Origin of the sequence: Mycobacterium sp. pV006 (genome assembly GCF_041287115.1) — a bacterium.
Taxonomy (GTDB): domain Bacteria; phylum Actinomycetota; class Actinomycetes; order Mycobacteriales; family Mycobacteriaceae; genus Mycobacterium.
Window position 1 is genome coordinate 1 of record NZ_JBGGKT010000006.1, and the last position, 18,032, is coordinate 18,032.

18 protein-coding genes and 4 tRNA genes are annotated in these 18,032 nt (G+C 67.5%); 8 read left to right on the forward strand and 14 right to left on the reverse strand.

Translation table 11 applies throughout. The features are described from left to right. Positions 1-235 precede the first annotated feature (235 nt). Entirely contained in the window at positions 236-661 is a 426-nt protein-coding gene (locus ACAG25_RS10975) for a pyridoxamine 5'-phosphate oxidase family protein (protein WP_370488415.1), read from the forward strand. 3 nt (positions 662-664) lie between these two features. Here ACAG25_RS10975 and ACAG25_RS10980 read toward each other — a convergent pair whose 3' ends face one another. After that, positions 665-2,134 carry a class I adenylate-forming enzyme family protein gene (locus ACAG25_RS10980; RefSeq protein WP_370488416.1) on the reverse strand — a complete coding sequence of 490 codons (1,470 nt, stop codon included), beginning with the start codon at positions 2,132-2,134 and terminating at the stop codon, positions 665-667. Positions 2,135-2,237: 103 nt separating this feature from the next. Here ACAG25_RS10980 and ACAG25_RS10985 point away from each other — a divergent pair, with 103 nt between their 5' ends. Then, positions 2,238-2,390 (forward strand): hypothetical protein, encoded by a 153-nt coding sequence (locus ACAG25_RS10985; protein WP_370488417.1) that lies wholly within the window; start codon positions 2,238-2,240, stop codon positions 2,388-2,390. Positions 2,391-2,458: 68 nt separating this feature from the next. Here ACAG25_RS10985 and ACAG25_RS10990 read toward each other — a convergent pair whose 3' ends face one another. From ACAG25_RS10990 to ACAG25_RS11000, 3 genes are all read right to left on the reverse strand, one after another. Further along, positions 2,459-4,606 (reverse strand): 3-hydroxyacyl-CoA dehydrogenase NAD-binding domain-containing protein, encoded by a 2,148-nt coding sequence (locus tag ACAG25_RS10990; RefSeq protein ID WP_370488418.1) that lies wholly within the window; start codon positions 4,604-4,606, stop codon positions 2,459-2,461. Between the two features lie 30 nt (positions 4,607-4,636). Continuing rightward, entirely contained in the window at positions 4,637-5,848 is a 1,212-nt protein-coding gene (locus ACAG25_RS10995; protein ID WP_370488419.1) for an acetyl-CoA C-acetyltransferase, read from the reverse strand. A 128-nt stretch (positions 5,849-5,976) separates the two neighbouring features. Beyond that, positions 5,977-6,165, reverse strand: coding sequence for a hypothetical protein (locus tag ACAG25_RS11000; protein ID WP_370488420.1), 189 nt, complete (start codon positions 6,163-6,165; stop codon positions 5,977-5,979). 65 nt (positions 6,166-6,230) lie between these two features. Between ACAG25_RS11000 and ACAG25_RS11005 the strand changes: the two genes are divergently transcribed. Then, positions 6,231-7,397, forward strand: coding sequence for a pyridoxal phosphate-dependent aminotransferase (locus ACAG25_RS11005; RefSeq protein WP_370488421.1), 1,167 nt, complete (start codon positions 6,231-6,233; stop codon positions 7,395-7,397). Here the strand turns inward: ACAG25_RS11005 and ACAG25_RS11010 are convergent. From ACAG25_RS11010 to ACAG25_RS11040, 7 genes are all read right to left on the reverse strand, one after another. Further along, positions 7,394-7,837, reverse strand: coding sequence for an SRPBCC family protein (locus tag ACAG25_RS11010; RefSeq protein ID WP_370488422.1), 444 nt, complete (start codon positions 7,835-7,837; stop codon positions 7,394-7,396). The genes ACAG25_RS11005 and ACAG25_RS11010 overlap by 4 nt on opposite strands. A 71-nt stretch (positions 7,838-7,908) precedes the next feature. After that, positions 7,909-8,349, reverse strand: a complete 441-nt coding sequence (locus tag ACAG25_RS11015; protein ID WP_370488423.1) for an SRPBCC family protein — start codon at positions 8,347-8,349, stop codon at positions 7,909-7,911. 17 nt (positions 8,350-8,366) lie between these two features. Further along, the gene (locus ACAG25_RS11020) at positions 8,367-8,957 is read right to left on the reverse strand and encodes a TetR/AcrR family transcriptional regulator (protein ID WP_370488424.1); all 591 of its coding nucleotides are present in this window, start codon (positions 8,955-8,957) and stop codon (positions 8,367-8,369) included. A gap of 9 nt (positions 8,958-8,966) precedes the next feature. Further along, entirely contained in the window at positions 8,967-9,536 is a 570-nt protein-coding gene (locus ACAG25_RS11025; protein WP_370488425.1) for a chorismate mutase, read from the reverse strand. Then, a tRNA-Phe gene (locus ACAG25_RS11030) sits at positions 9,536-9,612 on the reverse strand. Before ACAG25_RS11030 ends, ACAG25_RS11025 begins: the two co-directional genes overlap by 1 nt. A gap of 40 nt (positions 9,613-9,652) precedes the next feature. After that, positions 9,653-9,729, reverse strand: a tRNA-Asp gene (locus ACAG25_RS11035). A 36-nt stretch (positions 9,730-9,765) separates the two neighbouring features. Then, positions 9,766-9,838 (reverse strand) — tRNA-Glu (locus tag ACAG25_RS11040). A 119-nt stretch (positions 9,839-9,957) separates the two neighbouring features. On the opposite strand from ACAG25_RS11040, the gene ACAG25_RS11045 reads away from it, so the two are divergent. Further along, a tRNA-Lys gene (locus tag ACAG25_RS11045) sits at positions 9,958-10,030 on the forward strand. Between the two features lies 1 nt (position 10,031). On the opposite strand, the gene ACAG25_RS11050 is transcribed toward ACAG25_RS11045, so the two are convergent. The 3 genes from ACAG25_RS11050 to ACAG25_RS11060 form a co-directional block, all read right to left on the reverse strand. Then, positions 10,032-10,715: a hypothetical protein gene (locus tag ACAG25_RS11050; protein WP_370488426.1), complete on the reverse strand. Its 684-nt coding sequence runs from the start codon at positions 10,713-10,715 to the stop codon at positions 10,032-10,034. Positions 10,716-10,848: 133 nt separating this feature from the next. After that, on the reverse strand, positions 10,849-11,745 hold the full coding sequence (locus tag ACAG25_RS11055; protein WP_370488427.1) for a serine/threonine-protein kinase: 897 nt from the start codon (positions 11,743-11,745) through the stop codon (positions 10,849-10,851). A 54-nt stretch (positions 11,746-11,799) separates the two neighbouring features. Then, the gene (locus ACAG25_RS11060) at positions 11,800-12,831 is read right to left on the reverse strand and encodes an oxygenase MpaB family protein (RefSeq protein WP_370488428.1); all 1,032 of its coding nucleotides are present in this window, start codon (positions 12,829-12,831) and stop codon (positions 11,800-11,802) included. 69 nt (positions 12,832-12,900) lie between these two features. Here ACAG25_RS11060 and ACAG25_RS11065 point away from each other — a divergent pair, with 69 nt between their 5' ends. From ACAG25_RS11065 to ACAG25_RS11080, 4 genes are all read left to right on the forward strand, one after another. Then, positions 12,901-13,482 (forward strand): TetR/AcrR family transcriptional regulator, encoded by a 582-nt coding sequence (locus ACAG25_RS11065; protein WP_370488429.1) that lies wholly within the window; start codon positions 12,901-12,903, stop codon positions 13,480-13,482. Between the two features lie 106 nt (positions 13,483-13,588). Continuing rightward, positions 13,589-14,599: an acyl-ACP desaturase gene (locus tag ACAG25_RS11070; RefSeq protein ID WP_370488430.1), complete on the forward strand. Its 1,011-nt coding sequence runs from the start codon at positions 13,589-13,591 to the stop codon at positions 14,597-14,599. 86 nt (positions 14,600-14,685) lie between these two features. After that, positions 14,686-15,771, forward strand: coding sequence for a tRNA dihydrouridine synthase DusB (gene dusB, locus ACAG25_RS11075; protein WP_370488743.1), 1,086 nt, complete (start codon positions 14,686-14,688; stop codon positions 15,769-15,771). Positions 15,772-15,986: 215 nt separating this feature from the next. Then, on the forward strand, positions 15,987-17,984 hold the full coding sequence (locus ACAG25_RS11080; RefSeq protein ID WP_370488431.1) for an LCP family protein: 1,998 nt from the start codon (positions 15,987-15,989) through the stop codon (positions 17,982-17,984). The last annotated feature ends 48 nt before the right edge of the window (positions 17,985-18,032 follow it).

Here is an 18,032-nt window from a genome sequence, read left to right on the forward strand (position 1 = left end):
CCACCATTTCGCAGCAGCCGCCTGATCGGCGCAGAGCGACAGCCTACCTCTGACTGCCGCCAATCTTTGCAACAGAGCCGCTGCGCGGGGTCGATGTCGACCAGATCCAGTCGCCAGCCCTGCGGAATGAACAGTCCAAAGCGCATAGTGCCCGACTCTAGGTGTCCGAACGCGCCACCGGCAGACCGCCCGCGAAAGTCGTGTCGATGTCGTGGCATCTCAGTACGTTCACCCCATGGCTCTTTCCCCACCCGAACGCGAGGCTTTCCTCGCCGAACCGCATGTGGCCGCGCTGTCCGTCCACGCCGGAACTCGTCGCGGCCCGTTGACGGTGCCCATCTGGTACCAGTACCGACCCGGTGGTCAGCTGTGGTTCAGCACCGGCGCCGGTTCCCGCAAACACCGGCTGATCGAGGCGGCCGGCTACGTGTCGCTGATGGTCGACCGCGTCGAACCGACGGTGCGCTACGTCGCCGTCGACGGCCCGGTGCTCCGCATCGAACCCGGCACCGACGAACAGCTGGTGGAGATGACCCGGCGCTACCTTCCCCCGGACAAGGTCGAGGATTACCTCGAATACGCACGGCGCGAACACGGCGAGAGCATCGCGGTGTTCGTCGAACCGGAGCACTGGCTGTCGGCCGACCTCGGGTCGTTCTAGAGGTCAGCCGCGATACATCGCCGCGACGGCCGGCAGACTCACCTTCAGCGCCGGGTTGCGGGGCAACTCGTCGACGACGACGAAGCCGACCGGCACGTTGTAGACGGGAAGTCGTTGGCGGACCAGGTTTTCGAGCTCCTCGCTCGAGGGTGCAGTCACACCCGGCGTGACTTCCACCGCGGCGAAGGGCACCTGTCCCAGCCGCGCGTCCGGCACGCCGACGACGCACGCGTCGCGCACGTCCGGGTGGGAGATCAACACGCGCCGCACGGCCTCGGGAAGCACCTTGAAGCCTCCGCGGTTGATGGCGCCGTCCGCGCGCCCGTGCAACGTGACGAACCCGTCCGCGTCGACGCTGGCGATGTCGGTCGTGCGGATCCAGTCGGGGCTGATGGGCGCGACCTTGGCCTCCAGCAGTCCCTGCTCTCCGGCCGGCAGTTCCGCTCCGGTCTCGGGGTCGACGATGCGCAGTTCGGTGTCGGGTAGGGCCCGGCCCACGCTGTGCCGTTTGGAACTGCCGAACTCGGCGATCATCTCCGGGGTCCATGCGCACAGTGAGCCCGCGAATTCGGTTGCCCCGTAGGCCAACCGGATCGGTATGCCATATCGGTCCTCGAACTCGTCGCGGGTTTCGGGATCCAGGGGGCCCGACGCGCTGATCAGGAACTCCAGGGACGCCAGGTCCTCCTTCGCGACGTCGGCGTCGAGCAACATCCGGATGACGGCAGGTTGCACGCCGGATCGGGTGATGCGGTAGGTCTTGATCGCGCGGACGTACCCATCCACGCTGAACCGTTCGAGCATCACGATGCGCCGGCCGTTGTAAATGCCGGCGATCAACTGGCAGACGCCGATGCCGCCGAACTGCCAGTACGCGAGTTCCGGTGGCGCGTCGGTCGGCGCCTTCTCACCACTGGTCACGCTGAACACCGTGCGCTCGAGCACGGCCACCTTGATCGACTGCCGTTTCGGTGGGCCGGTGGTCCCGCTGGTGAGGATCTGCAGAGCGACGTCGGGCTCGGCCAGGGTGTGCGCGCGACCGGGATCGCGGGGTCTCACCTGGCTGACGATCGGATCCGACCGATCGATCGCGACAGCGGCGCTGCCGGTACGCGCGACCGCCGCGCGCATCTCCTGCGACCAGTCGTGGGCATCCGCGATGATCGCCGCCAACGCGAGTTGGTCGATGTCGTCGGCGATTGCCCGGTCCGACTGGAACGAATAGATCATCGACACCGGGCGACCCGCTGCGAGACAGCCCACGATCGTCGCGGCGTGCTGCAGTCGGTTACGCACCACCAGACCGACCGGCGCACGACGCGGCACCCCTGCGCGGTCGAGCACCGCCTCGACCGCGGCGCCAAAGGCACTGACCTCGCGGCCCGAATACCAACGGCCCTCGAACTCGATACACGGTGCGTCGCCGTATGAAGCCAGACCTGCGGCGAACCTGTCGGTGAAATTCTCGGGCACGGCGTCATTGTGCCGGGTGCACGGCCGCCATTGTCTGCATCTTTTCGTCACCCGGCACCCGAGCGACTGTCGTCGGCTCGCGGCGATGCGGCATCCTGTGGGCATGTCCGTCACACGACCCTCACCCCGGCCGCGCATCAAGTGGGCACTCACGAGCAACCTCGGCGCGCTGCGTGCCTTCGCCGCCGGCATCCACATCGCCAACGGCCTCGCCCACGGCGTTTTCCCGCCCGAGCACTCACGCACCCGCGCCTGACCCCCTCGTGAAACGCGAAAGCCCCTGCCGGAGCAGGGGCTTCGCGTCTAACAGGCGTCTTACGAGTCTTACGTCGTCAGCGAGGCAGGCGGGTTGAAGCGCTCGCCGTAGCGCTCGGCCAACTGCTTGGCCCGCGCCACGAACGCCTCCTTGCCGACACCGAGCTCACCCTGGTAGCCCACGATGAACTGCGCGCTGCCGCCCGTGTACGGCGGGAAGCCGATGCCCATGATCGAGCCGATGTTCGCATCGGCGGTCGAGGTGAGCACGCCCTCGTCGAGGCACTTCTGCGTCTCGAGCGCCTCGGCGAACAACATGCGGTCGATCATGTCCTGCAGGGGGATGTCCGAGCTGCCCGAGTTGAACGTCTCGGCCAGGCCGGGCCACAGGCCGACCCGCTTGCCGTCGACGTACTCGTAGAAGCCCGCACCCTTGAGCCGCGACGGACGACCGATCTCGATCATCTTGTTGACGACCGCCTCGGCCGGGTGCGCCACGTGGGTGCCGCCGGCGGCCTCGGTCGCCTTGCGGGTTTCGGTGGCGATCTTCTGCATCAGCTCGAGGTTGAGCTCGTCGGACAGCTGCAGCGGAGCCGCCGGGTAGCCGGCCTGCGAACCGGCCTGCTCGATGCTGGCCGCGGGCACGCCCTCACCGAGCATCGCCAGCGCCTCGTTGACGAAGGTCCCGATGACACGCGAGGTGAAGAAGCCACGGCTGTCGTTGACCACGATCGGGGTCTTGCCGATGGCCAGCGTGTAGTCGAACACGCGGGCCAGCGCCTCGTCGGAGGTCTTCTCCCCCTTGATGATCTCCACCAGCGGCATCTTGTCGACGGGCGAGAAGAAGTGGATGCCGATGAAGTCCTCCTGGCGCTTCACGCCGGTCGCCAGACCGGTGATCGGCAGCGTCGAGGTGTTCGATCCCAGCAGCGCGTTCGGTTCGACGATGTCCTCGATCTCCTGGAACACCTTGTGCTTGAGTTCCTGGTTCTCGAAGACGGCCTCGATCACGAAGTCGACGCCCTTGAGGTCGGCGGCATCGGCGGTCGGGGTGATCCGGGCCAGCAGCGCGTCGGAGCGCTCCTTGGTGGTTCGCCCTCGCTCGAGCGCCTTGGCTTCGAGCTTCTCGGAGTAGCCCTTGCCCTTGTCGGCGGCTTCCTGCGAGACGTCCTTGAGCACGACGTCGAAGCCGGCCTTGGCCGACACGTAGGCGATACCGGCGCCCATCATGCCCGCGCCCAGCACACCGATCTTCTTGATCTCCTGCTTGGCGATGCCGTCGGGCCGTGAGGCGCCGCCGTTGATGGCCTGCATGTCCAGGAAGAACGCCTGGATCATGTTCTTCGCGGTCTGACCGGTGACCAGCGTGGTGAAGTAGCGGCTCTCGATGCGGCATGCGGTCTCGAAGTCGACCTGCGCGCCCTCGACGGCCGCGTTGAGGATGGCCCGGGGTGCCGGCATCGGTGCGCCCTTGAGCTGCTTCTTCAGCAGGGCCGGGAACGACGGCAGGATCGATGCCAGTGCCGGCGAGGTCGGGGTGCCGCCGGGCATCTTGTAGCCCTTCGCATCCCACGGCTGGGTGTGTGCCTCCGGATTGGCCTTGATCCAGGCCTTGGCGGCGGGAACCAATTCCTCGACGCTGCCGACCAATTCGTCGACCAGCCCGATCTCCTTGGCCTTGCCCGGCTTGAAGCGGGTGCCCTGGCTCAGTACCTCCATGAAGGCCTTCTGGATGCCGAACATGCGCACGGTGCGGGCGACGCCGCCGCCACCGGGCAGCAGACCCAGCGTGACCTCGGGCAGCCCGATGACGACCCCCTTGACGTCGGCGGCGATGCGGTGGTGACAGGCCAGCGCGATCTCCAGGCCGCCACCGAGCGCGGCGCCGTTGATGGCGGCCACAACGGGCACACCGAGGGTCTCGAGCTTGCGCAGGTCGGCCTTGATGAACTCGACCTCGGCGAACGACTCGGCCGCGTTGTCGGGCCCGACGTTCATCATGCCCTTGAGGTCACCGCCGGCGAAGAACGTCTTCTTCGCGCTGGCGATCACCACGCCGGTAATCGAATCCTTTTCTGCCACAAGTTTATCCACGGCATTGTGCATGGATTCCTTGTAGTGCTCGTTCATCACGTTCGCCGAGCCGGTCGGGTCGTCGAGCGTCAGGGTGACGATGCCGTCGGCATCCTTGTCCCACTTGATGGTGTTCTCAGCCATGATTTTTCAGTCCCTTGTTCCGACTCGCGCTCAGACGCGCTCGATGATGGTGGCCACGCCCATGCCGCCGCCGACGCACAGCGTGATCAGCGCACGGCGAGCGCCGCGGCGCTCGAGCTCGTCGACCATGGTGCCGGTGATCATGGCGCCGGTGGCGCCCAGCGGGTGGCCCATCGCGATCGCACCACCGTTGACGTTGAGCTTCTCGTCGGGAATGTTCAGGTCCTTCTGGAACTTCAGCACCACCGACGCGAACGCCTCGTTGAGCTCGAACAGGTCGATGTCGTCGACCGTCAGGCCGGCGCGGTCGAGCACCTTCTTCGTGGCCGGGGTGGGCCCGGTGAGCATGATGACCGGGTCGGCGCCACTGGTGGCGGTCGCGACGATGCGGGCGCGCGGGGTAAGTCCCTGCGACGTGCCGGCCTTCTCCGAGCCGATCAGCACCAGTGCGGCACCGTCGACGATGCCCGAGCTGTTGCCGCCGGTGTGGACGTGGTTGATCTTCTCGACGAAGTGGTACTTCTGCAGCGCCACGTCGTCGAACCCGCCCATCGCGCCGACAGTGTCGAACGCGGGCTTGAGCTTGCCCAGGCTCTCCACGGTGCTGCCGGGCCGGATGTGCTCGTCATGGTCGAGGACGACCAGACCGTTCTGGTCGCGCACCGGCACCACGGACTTGGCGAAGTAGCCACCGGACCACGCCGCAGCCGCACGTTCCTGCGACCGCGCGGCGTAGGCGTCGACGTCCTCGCGGGAGAAGCCCTCGATGGTGGCGATCAGGTCGGCGCCGATGCCCTGGGGCACGAAGCCGATGCGGTAGTTGGTCTCCGGGTCCGACGCCCAGGCGCCCCCGTCGGAGCCCATGGGCACGCGGCTCATGGACTCGACGCCGCCGGCGAGCACCAGATCGTCCCAACCGGAGCGCACCTTCTGGGCGGCCATGTTGACGGCTTCCAGACCCGAGGCGCAGAACCGGTTGAGCTGCACGCCGCCGGTGGTCTCGGGCAGGCCGGCCACCAGGCCGGCGGTGCGGGCGATACACCCGCCCTGGTCGCCGACCGGGGAGACGACACCGAGGATCAGGTCGCTGATCAGGTTCTCGTCGAGGTCGGGGAAACGGGTGCGCATCTCGTCGATCAGTCCGACGACGAGGTTGACGGGCTTGATCTCGTTCAGGGCGCCGCCGCGCTGCTTGCCGCGCGGGGTGCGGATGGCTTCATAGATGAAGGCTTCTTCGGACATGTGTTCTCCAGGTCCTGTTCAGGGTTTTCGCGGGCGTGACACCCGCGCGGAGAGGCAGAGCCTCTTCGCGCGATGCTAACAGCCTCGCCCAACCCGTTGGTCGGGACCGTTGGAGAACTCCCGGACGGCTAGTCGGGTGAACCTTCGCTGCTGTCGAAGAACGACCACTCGCCGTCGTGTTCGACCTCCATACGCCACCCCAGTTCGTCGTACTCCGCCTTCTGGTCCACGAACCAGGCATGGGCGTCGTCGGCGCTTTCGATGTCCTTGGTCTCGACGACTTCACCCTTGGGATTGAGAACTCGGTAAGTAGCCATGCCGGTCCTGTTCCCCTCCGACGGTGTCCACACACCTACCGGGCACGGCGCTAGGCTCCGAAGTCGTGACGGTTCCACGGTTACGGCCGTACGCGGTGACCATTTTCGCCGAGATGTCAGCGCGCGCCGCCGAGGTCGGCGCGGTCAACCTGGGACAGGGCTTCCCCGACGAGGACGGTCCGGCCGCCATGCTGGACGCCGCACGTCAAGCGATCACCGACGGGGTCAACCAGTACCCACCCGGACTGGGTATCCCGGAGCTCCGTCAGGCCATCGCCGAGCAGCGCAAACGCCGGTACGGCGTCGACTACGACCCGGACACCGAGATCCTGGTGACCGTCGGCGCCACCGAGGGCATCGCGGCGGCGGTGCTCGGCCTGGTCGAACCCGGGTCGGAGATCCTGTTGATCGAGCCGTTCTACGACTCCTACTCGCCGGTGATCGCCATGGCCGGCTGCCACCGTCGTGCGGTTCCGCTGGTACCCGCGGGACGCGGGTTCACCGTCGACGTCGACGCACTGCGCGCTGCCGTCACGCCTAACACCGGGGCGCTGATCGTGAACTCCCCGCACAACCCGACCGGCATGGTGGCAAGCGAGGACGAGTTACGCGCGATCGCCGAGCTCGCGGTGGCCGCGGACCTGCTGGTGATCACCGACGAGGTGTACGAGCACCTGGTCTTCGACGGGCACACCCACCATCCGCTGGCCCGGTACCCGGGGATGGCCGAACGCACCGTGACCGTCTCCAGTGCGGCCAAGATGTTCAACGTCACCGGCTGGAAGATCGGGTGGGTGTGTGGCCCGAGCGATCTCGTCGCGGGGGTGCGAGCCGCCAAGCAGTACCTGACCTACGTCGGGGGGTCTGCGTTCCAGCCCGCGGTCGCGCAGGCACTGGCCACCGAGGATGCGTGGGTGGAGGCGCAACGGGCCTCGCTGGAGTCGCGACGGAACACGTTGGCAGCAGCGTTGAGTGACATCGGCTTCGACGTGCACGACAGCGCCGGTACGTACTTCCTGTGCGCGGACCCGCGCCCGCTGGGCTACGACGACAGCGCGCAGTTCTGCGCCGACCTCCCCGAACGCATCGGCGTGGCCGCCATCCCGATGACGGCGTTCTGCGATCCCGCCGCCCCGCACGCCGATCAGTGGAAACACCTGGTGCGGTTCGGGTTCTGCAAGCGCGAGGACACCCTCGACGAGGGAATCCGACGACTGCAGGCGCTGCGCTAGCGTTTCGACGAACTGAGCACCCGGCGCTTGAGGTCCTCGAGCGCGACGTCGAGCACCATCCGCCGGGCGCGCTTGAGCAGGAAGTCCGGCACCGGAGCGGCGAGGTCGAGGATCAGGTCGAATCGCACGCGAGTCTGGTCCTCGCCCACCGGCGTCAAGTTGTATTCACCGTGCTGGCCCCGCTGTGTCTTGGTGCTCGCGGCATCCCAGACCATCCAGTCGTCGCCCCAGTGGTACTCCAGGATCTCCCGGTCGGTGATCCCCATGATCTTCACCGTGGTCCTGACCCGGTGGGGCCGGCCGTCGGGATGCCGGTCGAGCACCTCGGCGTCCTTGTGCAGCGGCGACCACTCCGACATCTCCTCGACGTCGGCGAGCGCTTCCAGGATCACGCGTGGCGGGGCCTCGATGACCGTCTCACTGCTTGCCCGAACCGCCATACCGGCAAATGATAGTCCCGAGACCTGCCTCTTGCAGAAGTTTGCTCAGCTAATTCTGCGTACCGGTCTGATCACTGTTTGGCGACTTTGAGCACCTGCTTGCGCAGGCCGTCGGTGGCCGTCTCCATCCCACCCTTGAGGGCCCGCTTGAGCACGAAACCGGGCATCGGCACCGACAGGTCCAGGGCCATGTCGAACCGCACGCGGGTGGCGTCTCCCTCGGGTGTCAGCGTGTAGCCGGCGTCCTGGGCCTTCAGCTGGCCCGCCGACACCAGGGTCCAGGTCACCGAGTTCGGCCCCCAGGTGTACTCGAGCACCTGCTCGTCGGTCAGCCCGGCCGCCTTGACCTTCATCTTGACCTTCTTGGGCCGGCCGTCGTCGAACCGCTCGAGCACTTCGGCCTGCTGGTACTGGGGGGACCACGACGGCGTGGATTCCACGTCGGCGATCACGTCCAGGATCTGCTCGGGCGTGGCTTCGATCACGACTTCGCGGGAGTCTCGGGTTGCCATCCCGAGACGATAACCGCCTACCGACCGTGGTGGCTCAGTAATGCGATCGATGCCTCGACCGCTTCGTCGGTCACGTCGCCGAGCTCGCCGCCCTCTTCGACGGTGATGGCCGTCAGCTCGCGCAGGCCGCCCAGCAGCATGATGATCCGCTGACGCGAGATCGGGCTGACACCGGCGGAGCGGAACTCGTCGGTGGCCGAGATCGCGTCGACCATGCCGATGAACGCCTCCAGCGCCTCGCGCTGCAGACCGCGGGCCGCCGCGCCCAGAGACGGCACGTCACGGATCCAGCTCAGCATCAGCGCCGATCTGTCCTCGCCGGTGGCGATCCACGCCTCGACGGCCTGCCGCACCTGCTTCTGCCACGGGGCGCTGACGTCGACGGCCTCGGATATCTGCCGCACCTGTTGGGCGTTGGCGTCGGACAGCAGTTCGATGAAGCACGCCTCGCGGCTGTCGAAGTGCTCATAGAAGGTCCGGCGGGAGGTCCGGGCCCGACGCACGATGTCGGCGACGGTGGTCTTGGCGTAGCCCTGCTCGGCGATGGACTCCTCGAGCGCGTCGAGCAGCCGCTGTCGGAATCCGTTGCGTGTCATGTCGGAGGACATGATCGCACGTCAGCGGCAGTAGTTGCGGGTGGCGGCGGTCAGCGCCCGACGGTGGAGGTCATCGAAGCCGCGCCCGGTGGCCACGGCGTCCTCGGCCCGGCCCAGTTCCATCCGGCACATCGGCGATGACAACGCCTCACGTCGATCGGCCAGCAGCGTGACGAGTTCGCGGTTGACCGCATCCAACACCGCCCGCGACGCGGCCAGATCCTCCGCAGGCGCCGGCGCGGACGCCGGGTCCAGCGTCCACTGCGACAGCCGCGCGTACTGGATGCCGACCGACGCGTCGATCTGGTCGCGGAACACCGCGGTGACTTGAGCGGGGTCGACGCCGAGGGTGGTCGCTTCGGCGACGGCGGCGTCGATGACCTGTTGTTCGCGCCGGGGATCCTTGACCGGTTGCCCCGAGTGGAACTTCGACAGCGCCACCGGGTCGGCGACCTCGAGCCGGCGGGCGGTGGCGTCCACCAGGTCGGTCAGGGTGCTGTGGGGTTGCGCGGCGGCGACAGGGGCGACCAGCAGGGCCAGGACCGCGCACACCGCGGCCCAGGCCGCGGTGTGCCGGACTGAGACAGACATGGTGGCCAGGGCCGGGATCGAACCGGCGACCTTCCGCTTTTCAGGCGGACGCTCGTACCAACTGAGCTACCTGGCCGGACGGCACCGATCACTGTGCAACAAGTGCCTCGCCGTGATGGCGACCCTGACGGGACTCGAACCCGCGACCTCCGCCGTGACAGGGCGGCGCGCTAACCAACTGCGCCACAGGGCCTTACTGTGTGTCTCCCACTTCCGTGGTCGTCACGCGTACCCCCTACGGGATTCGAACCCGCGCTACCGCCTTGAAAGGGCGGCGTCCTAGGCCGCTAGACGAAGGGGGCCCAGCCGAATCTCTCCGGGGTACTCGCAACGCTTCAGTCGTTGGGAGCTTCGATAGCTTAGGGTACCGACACCCAAATCCTCAAACCGGCACCCCACCGCTATCCTTTTGGGTGCAAACGCCCCTATAGCTCAGTTGGTAGAGCTACGGACTTTTAATCCGCAGGTCCCAGGTTCGAGCCCTGGTGGGGGCACTCAGCGCAGATACAACTCGTCGCCGGTGGGATAACCGCCGCCGGTGGTGGTGATGTGCACATGGTCGTAGTGGCCGTAGCCGCCGGAGCGCGCGCCGCCGGGCGTGTAGTACACACCCCGCCAGATCGCATCCTGGATGCCGAACCGCTGCGCGTTCTGCAGCACATAGGACACGATCGCGTCGCCCAGCGCGATCCCGGCGGCCGACATCGGGTTCGGGATCATCACGTCCAGCGCCAGACCGTTGGGATGCCAACGCAGTGCGTCGGAACGGACGCCGCCGATGTCGTTGATCTCCGGGAACATCGCGCTGATGCTGCGTGCGGTCAGGATGGTGCGGACCTGCAGTCCGCGCTCGGAGGCCACCCCCGCGGGCAGCGTGCGGCTGACGACGCGCCACCGCGAGGCCGAGGCGAGCTCCACCGGCGCGTCCGCCGCCGCCGGTACTTCGGCTGTCAGATGGGCCGTGGGCGCGCCGGGCGCCGCGACGATCTCGGCGCAACAGGGCCGCTCAGGCGCGGCCGCGGGTTCCGGTGCCTGCTGGGCGACGGGCGCGACGTCGGCGACGTCGCGGAGTTGACCGCCGTCCGCCTTGGCGACGAGGAGGACCGCCGCCGGGGCGAGAAGGGCGCCGAGATAGACCGAGGGAGTTCGCCGCTCTTGGGGCTTCGAGTGCCGACCCACACAAGCAAGATACGGAAAAGTCCGGCAATGTACAGCATCGGGGTGCGAACCAGAAGGCGGCGCGCTGATCGTTACCGGACCGGGATCGTCCCGTCAGCGAAGCGTCATCGTGACTGTCGTCGCAGGTCAGCCGCTACACCACGACGAGCAGCGCCGCCACCGCCAGTACCGCCAGAACCGCGGCGGCGGCGACCATCCCGCGGGCACCCTGCGGGCGCGGCATGGGCGCGTCGAGGTTGGCGAGCATGGCCTCCGCGGTCGCGAACCGCCATCGCGGATCGGGCGACATCGCGCGCTCGATCGTGAGGGCCACCGCCGGATCGACGCCGGGCCGCAGGGCGCGCAGCGGCACCACCTGACCGCGGTAGATCGCGTCGGCCAACGCCGCGAGGTTGTCCTGGGGATAGGCGCGGCGACCCGTCAGCGCCTCGTAGGCCACCACACCCAGCGCATACAGGTCGTCGCTCGGCATCGCCGGGCGCCCGGCGATGCGGTCGGCCGGCAGGTAGGCCATGGTCCCGAAGACGCGGTTGGTCAGTGTCTGCGGTGAGTCGGCGCTCTTGGCCACACCGAAGTCGGTGATCTTCACCCCTCCCGAGGGTGTGAACAGCAGGTTCGCGGGTTTGACGTCCCGGTGCAGGACACCGCGGGCGTGCGCGGCAGCCAGCGCCGAGAGCACGTCGGTGAGGATCGCTCGGACCCGGTCCCCCGGTAGCGGACCGTAGGAAGCCAGGACATCGGCGAGGGTCTGTCCGGGGAGACGCTCCAACACGATGTAGTCGCGTCCCCGGTCGACGCCCTGATCGTGGACCGCGACCACATGCGGGTGGTTGAGAAGCGCGGCCGCGCGCGCCTCGGTCATGAAACGGCGACGGGTGTCCGGTTGGGCGCTGACCGAGGGATGGAGCATCTTGATCGCGACCGGACGGCCCAGTCGCATGTCCCAGGCGTCACGCACCTCCGCCATGCCGCCGCGGCCCAGAACGCCACGGAGTTCATAGCGGCCGCCCAGAACCTCTGGCGCCTGCATGTCCTTCAAGCTAGCCGGTACCGCCCGAAAGCAAACGCGACGACGCGACGACGGTCACACGTTCGGGCAATAGAACTGCGGTTGTCCGCGGTATTCGAGCGGCGGCAGGTTACGGGCCGGCGTCTCGACCAGCGGTGCGTCGGCGGGCAGCCGGCCCGTGGCCCGGTCCAGCGCGGAACGCTTGCGCGGGTGCATGAGCCAACGTTTCGGCAGGACCTTTCCCGCGAAGGTCACCACCTCACAGAACCGCTGGTGCAGGAATTCCTGGCGGGGCGACCAGGTGTAGCCCATCAGCTCGCGCACCGGCGGGTCGTAGAGCGCGACGGTCATGAAGTCGAGGAAGCGCTGCATGACCTTGAGGTTGAGTTTCCACAGCGGATCCGGAACCCATTCCAGCGACGGATGTTTCGGCATGGTGGACAGATCCATCACCTCGCGGGCGGCCCAGTTGTTCTCCAACACGTTGTTGCACATGTGGTCCCAGTACTCCTCGAACTCCTCCCAGGTCTTGGGGACCGGGCGCATGCTCATGCCGTACATGCGGTACCAGGTGATGTGTTCGTCGAACAGCTGGCGCTTCTCGGCTTCGGTGATCCCTCCGCCGAACTTCTCCGCGGCCAGCAGCACGGACTTGAAGAAGGTCGCGTGCGCCCAGTAAAAGACCTCCGGGTTCAGCGCGCTGTAGCGGCGACCCTGTTCGTCGACGCCTTTGATGCCGATGTGATAGTCGCGCACCTCGGCACCGGTCCTGGGCGCGCGGTCGCCGTCGAACACCACGCCGCCGATGGGATAGATGGAGCGCAGCAGCCGCGGGATGCGTTCCAGGAAGAAGATCGAGTGGTCTTTGACGGCCGCGCCGAGCTGGGGGTGCATGTTCTGCATCGACCCGGCCCAGGTGCCCTGGAACAGACCGGTCCACTGGCCGAAGTACTTCCAGGTCAGAGAGTCCGGTCCGAGCGGCATCGGCAGGTCGTCGTATCCGCCGCCGGTGACCGGGCATCCGGCGGCGACGGCCGGTCCCGGATCGCTGTCGGCCGGCTCCGGATTGCTGTTGGCCGGGCACACTGCAGACGTATCTTGAGTCACGGGCGCTCTTCCTGTCGACGCGTCACAAACTTTTGACTACACACGTTGTCATTCGAGCTTAGGAGGGTCGTGCGGTCAGGTCAACGACGCGGCAGATGGTCCGGCGTCCCCTTGTCGGATCGCCAGGCCCTGCGTCGCGACGAGTTGATCACCGCCGGGATCGCCGCCCTGGGCAATCCCGACCGTCCGGGCCTCACCGTGCGGGCGGTGTGCCGCGCAGCCGGACTGACCGAGCGCTACTTCTACGAGAGCTTCACCGACAGAGACGATTTCGTCGCCGCCGTCTACGACGAGGTGTGTACCGCCGCGATGTCGGCCCTGCGCCAGGCCGAGACCCCGCGCGAAGCGGTCGAACAATTCGTCTCGCTGATGGTCGACGACCCCACCCGCGGGCGGGTGCTGCTGCTGGCCCCCGAGGCCGAACCGGTTCTGGCGCGTTCCGGAGCGCGCTGGATGCCGAACTTCATCGCGCTGCTGCAGCACAAGCTGACGCGCATCACCGATCCCACGGTCCAGGCGATGATTGCCACCGGCCTGATCGGGGCACTCACTGCCTTGTTCACCGCCTACCTCGACGGCAGGCTGGGAGCCTCACGAGAGCAGTTCATCGACCACTGTGTTGAGCTACTGCTCAGCGGAGCAACGACTTGATAACGCTTACCACCTGCATGTGAGCTGCGGCGCGGTGGCTTGAATGTCACCGAGAGACACAGATATATTGACTGCAACTAACAGGTACAGATAACTGGGAGGCGTCGTGTCGAAAGACCTGACCGACCTGCAATTGCTGAAGGAGCTCGAGCCCGTCGTCGAGCCCCTGGTCAATCGGCATATGCGGATGAAGAAGGACTGGAACCCGCACGACTTCATCCCGTGGTCGGACGGCAAGAACTACTACGCCCTCGGCGGCCAGGACTGGGACATCGAGCAGTCCAAGCTCTCCGAGGTGGCCCGCGTCGCGATGCTGACCAACCTGCTGACCGAGGACAACCTGCCCTCGTACCACCGCGAGATCGCGATGAACTTCAGCATGGACGGACCGTGGGGCTTCTGGGTCAACCGCTGGACCGCCGAGGAGAACCGGCACGGTATCGCCCTGCGCGACTACCTCGTCGTCACCCGCAACGTCGATCCGGTCGAGCTGGAGATGCTGCGCATCGAGCAGATGACCCGCGGCTTCTCCCCCGGCCAGAACCAGCAGGGCGGGATCGAGCTGTTCGCCGAGAGCCTCTTCGATTCGGTGATCTACGTGACGTTCCAGGAGCTCGCCACCCGCGTCTCGCACCGCAACACCGGCAAGGCGTGCGACGACCCGATCGCCGACCAGCTGCTGCAGCGGGTGTCGGCCGACGAGAACCTGCACATGATCTTCTACCGGGACGTGTCCGAGGCGGGCTTCGAGATCGCCCCCGACCAGGCGATGAAGTCGCTGCACAAGGTGCTGCGCAACTTCAAGATGCCCGGCTACACGATCCCCGACTTCCGCCGTCGCGCGGTGACCATCGCCTCCGGCGGGGTGTACGACCCGAAGATCCACCTCGACGACATCGTCATGCCGGTGCTCAAGAAGTGGCGGATCTTCGAGCGCGAGGACTTCAACGGCGAGAGCGCCCGCATGCGGGACGACCTGGGCCTGCTGGTCGAGGAGCTGCAGGAGGCCGTCGACAAGTTCGAGGTCGCCAAGCAACGCCGAGAGGCGCGGTTGGCCCAGATGGCCGAGAAGAAGGCCGCCAAGGCCCAGCTCGTAGGGACTTCCGCAGCACCGTGACCACCAGCGTCGACGCGCCGCGGCCGGCCCGATCTGCACTGCGGATCGGGCCGATCGCATTGCGCAGCCCGGTCGTGCTGGCCCCGATGGCCGGTGTGACGAACGTCGCATTCCGGACGTTGTGCCGGGAGCTCGAGTTGAGCCGCGCCGGCACGGTCAGTGGGCTGTACGTCTGCGAGATGGTCACGGCCCGCGCGCTGGTCGAGCGGCACCCGGTGACCATGCACATGACGACGTTCGCCCCCGATGAGCAGCCGCGCTCCCTGCAGCTCTACACCGTCGACCCGGCCACCACCTATGCCGCGGCCAAGATGATCGTCGACGAGGACATGGCCGACCACATCGACATGAACTTCGGGTGCCCGGTGCCCAAGGTCACCCGCCGCGGCGGCGGTGCCGCGCTGCCGTACAAGCGCCGGCTGTTCGGGCAGATCGTCGCGGCCGCGGTCCGCGCCACCGAAGGCACCGACATCCCCGTCACGGTCAAGTTCCGCATCGGGATCGACGACGAGCACCGGACCCACCTCGACGCCGGGCGCATCGCGGCCGAGGAGGGTGCCGCAGCGGTGGCGCTGCACGCGCGTACCGCGGCCCAGCGGTACTCCGGGCAGGCCGACTGGGAGCAGATCGCCGCGCTGAAGGCCCACGTCCGCGACATTCCGGTACTCGGCAACGGTGATATCTTCGACGCCCGAGACGCGTTGGCCATGATGGCCGCGACCGGGTGCGACGGTGTGGTGATCGGCCGTGGCTGCCTGGGGCGGCCCTGGCTTTTCGCCGAGCTGTCGGCCGCCTTCTCCGGGGCGGAACCGGCGACACCGCCCACGCTGGGCGAGGTCGCCGCCATCATCCGAAGGCACGGCGAGCTGCTGGCCGCCCACTTCGGAGAGGACAAGGGAATGCGGGACATCCGCAAGCATGTGGCGTGGTACCTGCACGGGTTCCCCGCGGGAGCCGACCTGCGCCGATCGATGGCGCTGGTCAAGACCATCTCCGAGCTCGACGACCTGCTCGGGCAACTCGACGCCGACGAACCGTTCCCCACCGCCGCCTACGGTCCGCGCGGGCGGCAGGGGTCACCGGCGTCGGTGACGCTGCCCGAGGGCTGGCTCGACGACCCCGACGACTGCACCGTCCCGGCGGGCGCCGACGTGATGCACTCCGGGGGCTAGTCACCCGAGACCATTTCGAGAGATTTCTGACACTCAACTCGCCTGGATGTCTCTCAGGTTGTCTCAGTACGATGAGGAACCACGTGTTCGGCTCCAGTGGCGGAGTCAGAGCCAGTGCTTTATGACTGATGGCACGGGTATGGCAGTGGGTGCGCGGAACGCAACGAGGCGAGCGGGCACCGCAACGCCGAAACACCTGGAGGACCGGTACGAAGATGAGCGACGGCGACATGCAGGACGCCGCTGCCGATCGTGGCCGTCCCACGCCCGGTGACCGTCCCGACACCACGGGCGACAGTGACTGGCTTACCCGATCGTCGCGCCCGACGCCAGGCGCCGCGCCGTGGGAGCGACGAATCGATCCGCCGCCCGCCGATCCCGCTTCCGGAGCCGACGAACGCACCCCGGTCACCGTCGCCGATCTGATCGCCAAGATCCACGGTGATCAGGCACCCGTGGTCCCGCGCCGCCGGCGCGCCGCGCCGGAGCCCACTCCCCGGACGCCGGTCGAACGAGACAATGATGCCGAGGACTATCCCGCCGACGACTTCGACACCGCGGTGCTGCCCGTCGCGGTCCCCGAACCCGAACTGCCCAGCCTCGGCGCGCGCACGCCGCCCCCGCGGCCGCGACAGGCACGGACCCGCCCGCACGCGCGCACGCTGGTGGCCGGACGTACCGCCGCCGCGCTGGTCGCGGTCCTGGCCCTGGTGCTCACCGGCGGGGCCTGGCAATGGCAGTCGGCGAAGAACAACCTGCTCAACAAGGTCTCGGCGCTGGACCCCGACTCCCGCGACATCGTCGACCCCAACGCACAGTTCGGTGACGAGAACTTCCTGATCGTGGGCACCGACAGCCGTCTCGGTGACAACAGCGCGATGGGCGCCGGCACCACCGCGGACGCCGCCGGCGTGCGCTCGGACACGGTGATGCTGGTCAACATCCCGGCCAACCGCAAGCGCGTGGTCGCCGTCTCCTTCCCGCGAGACCTCGAGATCGAGCCGATGAAGTGTGAGCCGTGGGACCCCGAGACCCGCGAATACGGCGTGATCACCGACGAAGAGTCGCCCATGTACGGCATGGAAGAGGTCTACACCGAGTACAAACTGAACTCGGCGTTCGCCGTCGGTGGTCCGAAGTGCCTGGTCAAGGTGATCCAGAAGCTCTCCGGCCTGCATGTGAACCGCTTCATGGCCGTGGACTTCGCCGGGTTCTCCAAGATGGTCGACGCCCTCGGCGGTGTGGAGGTGTGCAGCACGACGCCGATCGAGGACCTGGAACTGGGCACAGTGCTGCCGCGGGCGGGCCGACAGGTCGTCGACGGGCACACCGCACTCAACTACGTCCGGGCCCGCTCGGTCACCAACGAGTTCAACGGCGACTACGGCCGGATCAAACGCCAGCAGCTGTTCCTGTCGTCGCTGCTGCGCTCGCTGATCTCCAAGGAGACGTTCTTCTCGCTGTCGAAGCTGAACAACGTCGTCAACATGTTCATCGGTGACAGCTATGTCGACAACCTGACCACCAAGGACCTGGTGGATCTGGGTCAGTCGGTGCAGGGCGTGACCGCCGGACGCATCACCTTCGTGACCGTCCCGACCGTCGGCTACGCCGACGAATGGGGCAACGAGATCCCCCGCGAAGACGACATGCGGGCGTTGTTCAACGCGATCATCAACGACGACCCGCTGCCCGAGGAACGCAACCCCGACAACACTCCCGTACCGGGCACCCCGGAGTCGCTGGCCAACAGCAACGGACAGCCCACCGACGCGTCCGGTTCGACCCCCGAGGTCATCAACGCCGTGACCACCGACCCGTCGGACGTCACGGTGCAGGTGTCGAACTCGACGGCGCAGTCCGGGCTGGCCTCATCCGCGGCCGGCGCCCTGCAGGCCTACGGGTTCAACATCACCACCCCCGACGATTACCCGGGGCCGCTGCAGCAGACCACGGTGTTCTTCTCCCCCGGCAACGAGGAGGCCGCCGCCACGCTGGCCGCGTCGTTCACCGACCCGAAGATCGAGCGGATCGGCGGTCTCGGCGACGTCGTGCAGGTCGTCCTCGGCACCGACTTCGACAGCGTCGCAGCGCCGCCGCCGAGCGGATCCTCGGTGCAGGTGCAGGTCATCCGCGGCACCAAGGACGCCGGGTCGACGGAGCTGCCCGAGGACCTCACGGTCACCAACGCCGCCGACACCAGCTGCGAGTAGAACCACCGTTTCGGCAGGTGGGGTTCACCTGCCGTTCATCGTCCGCTC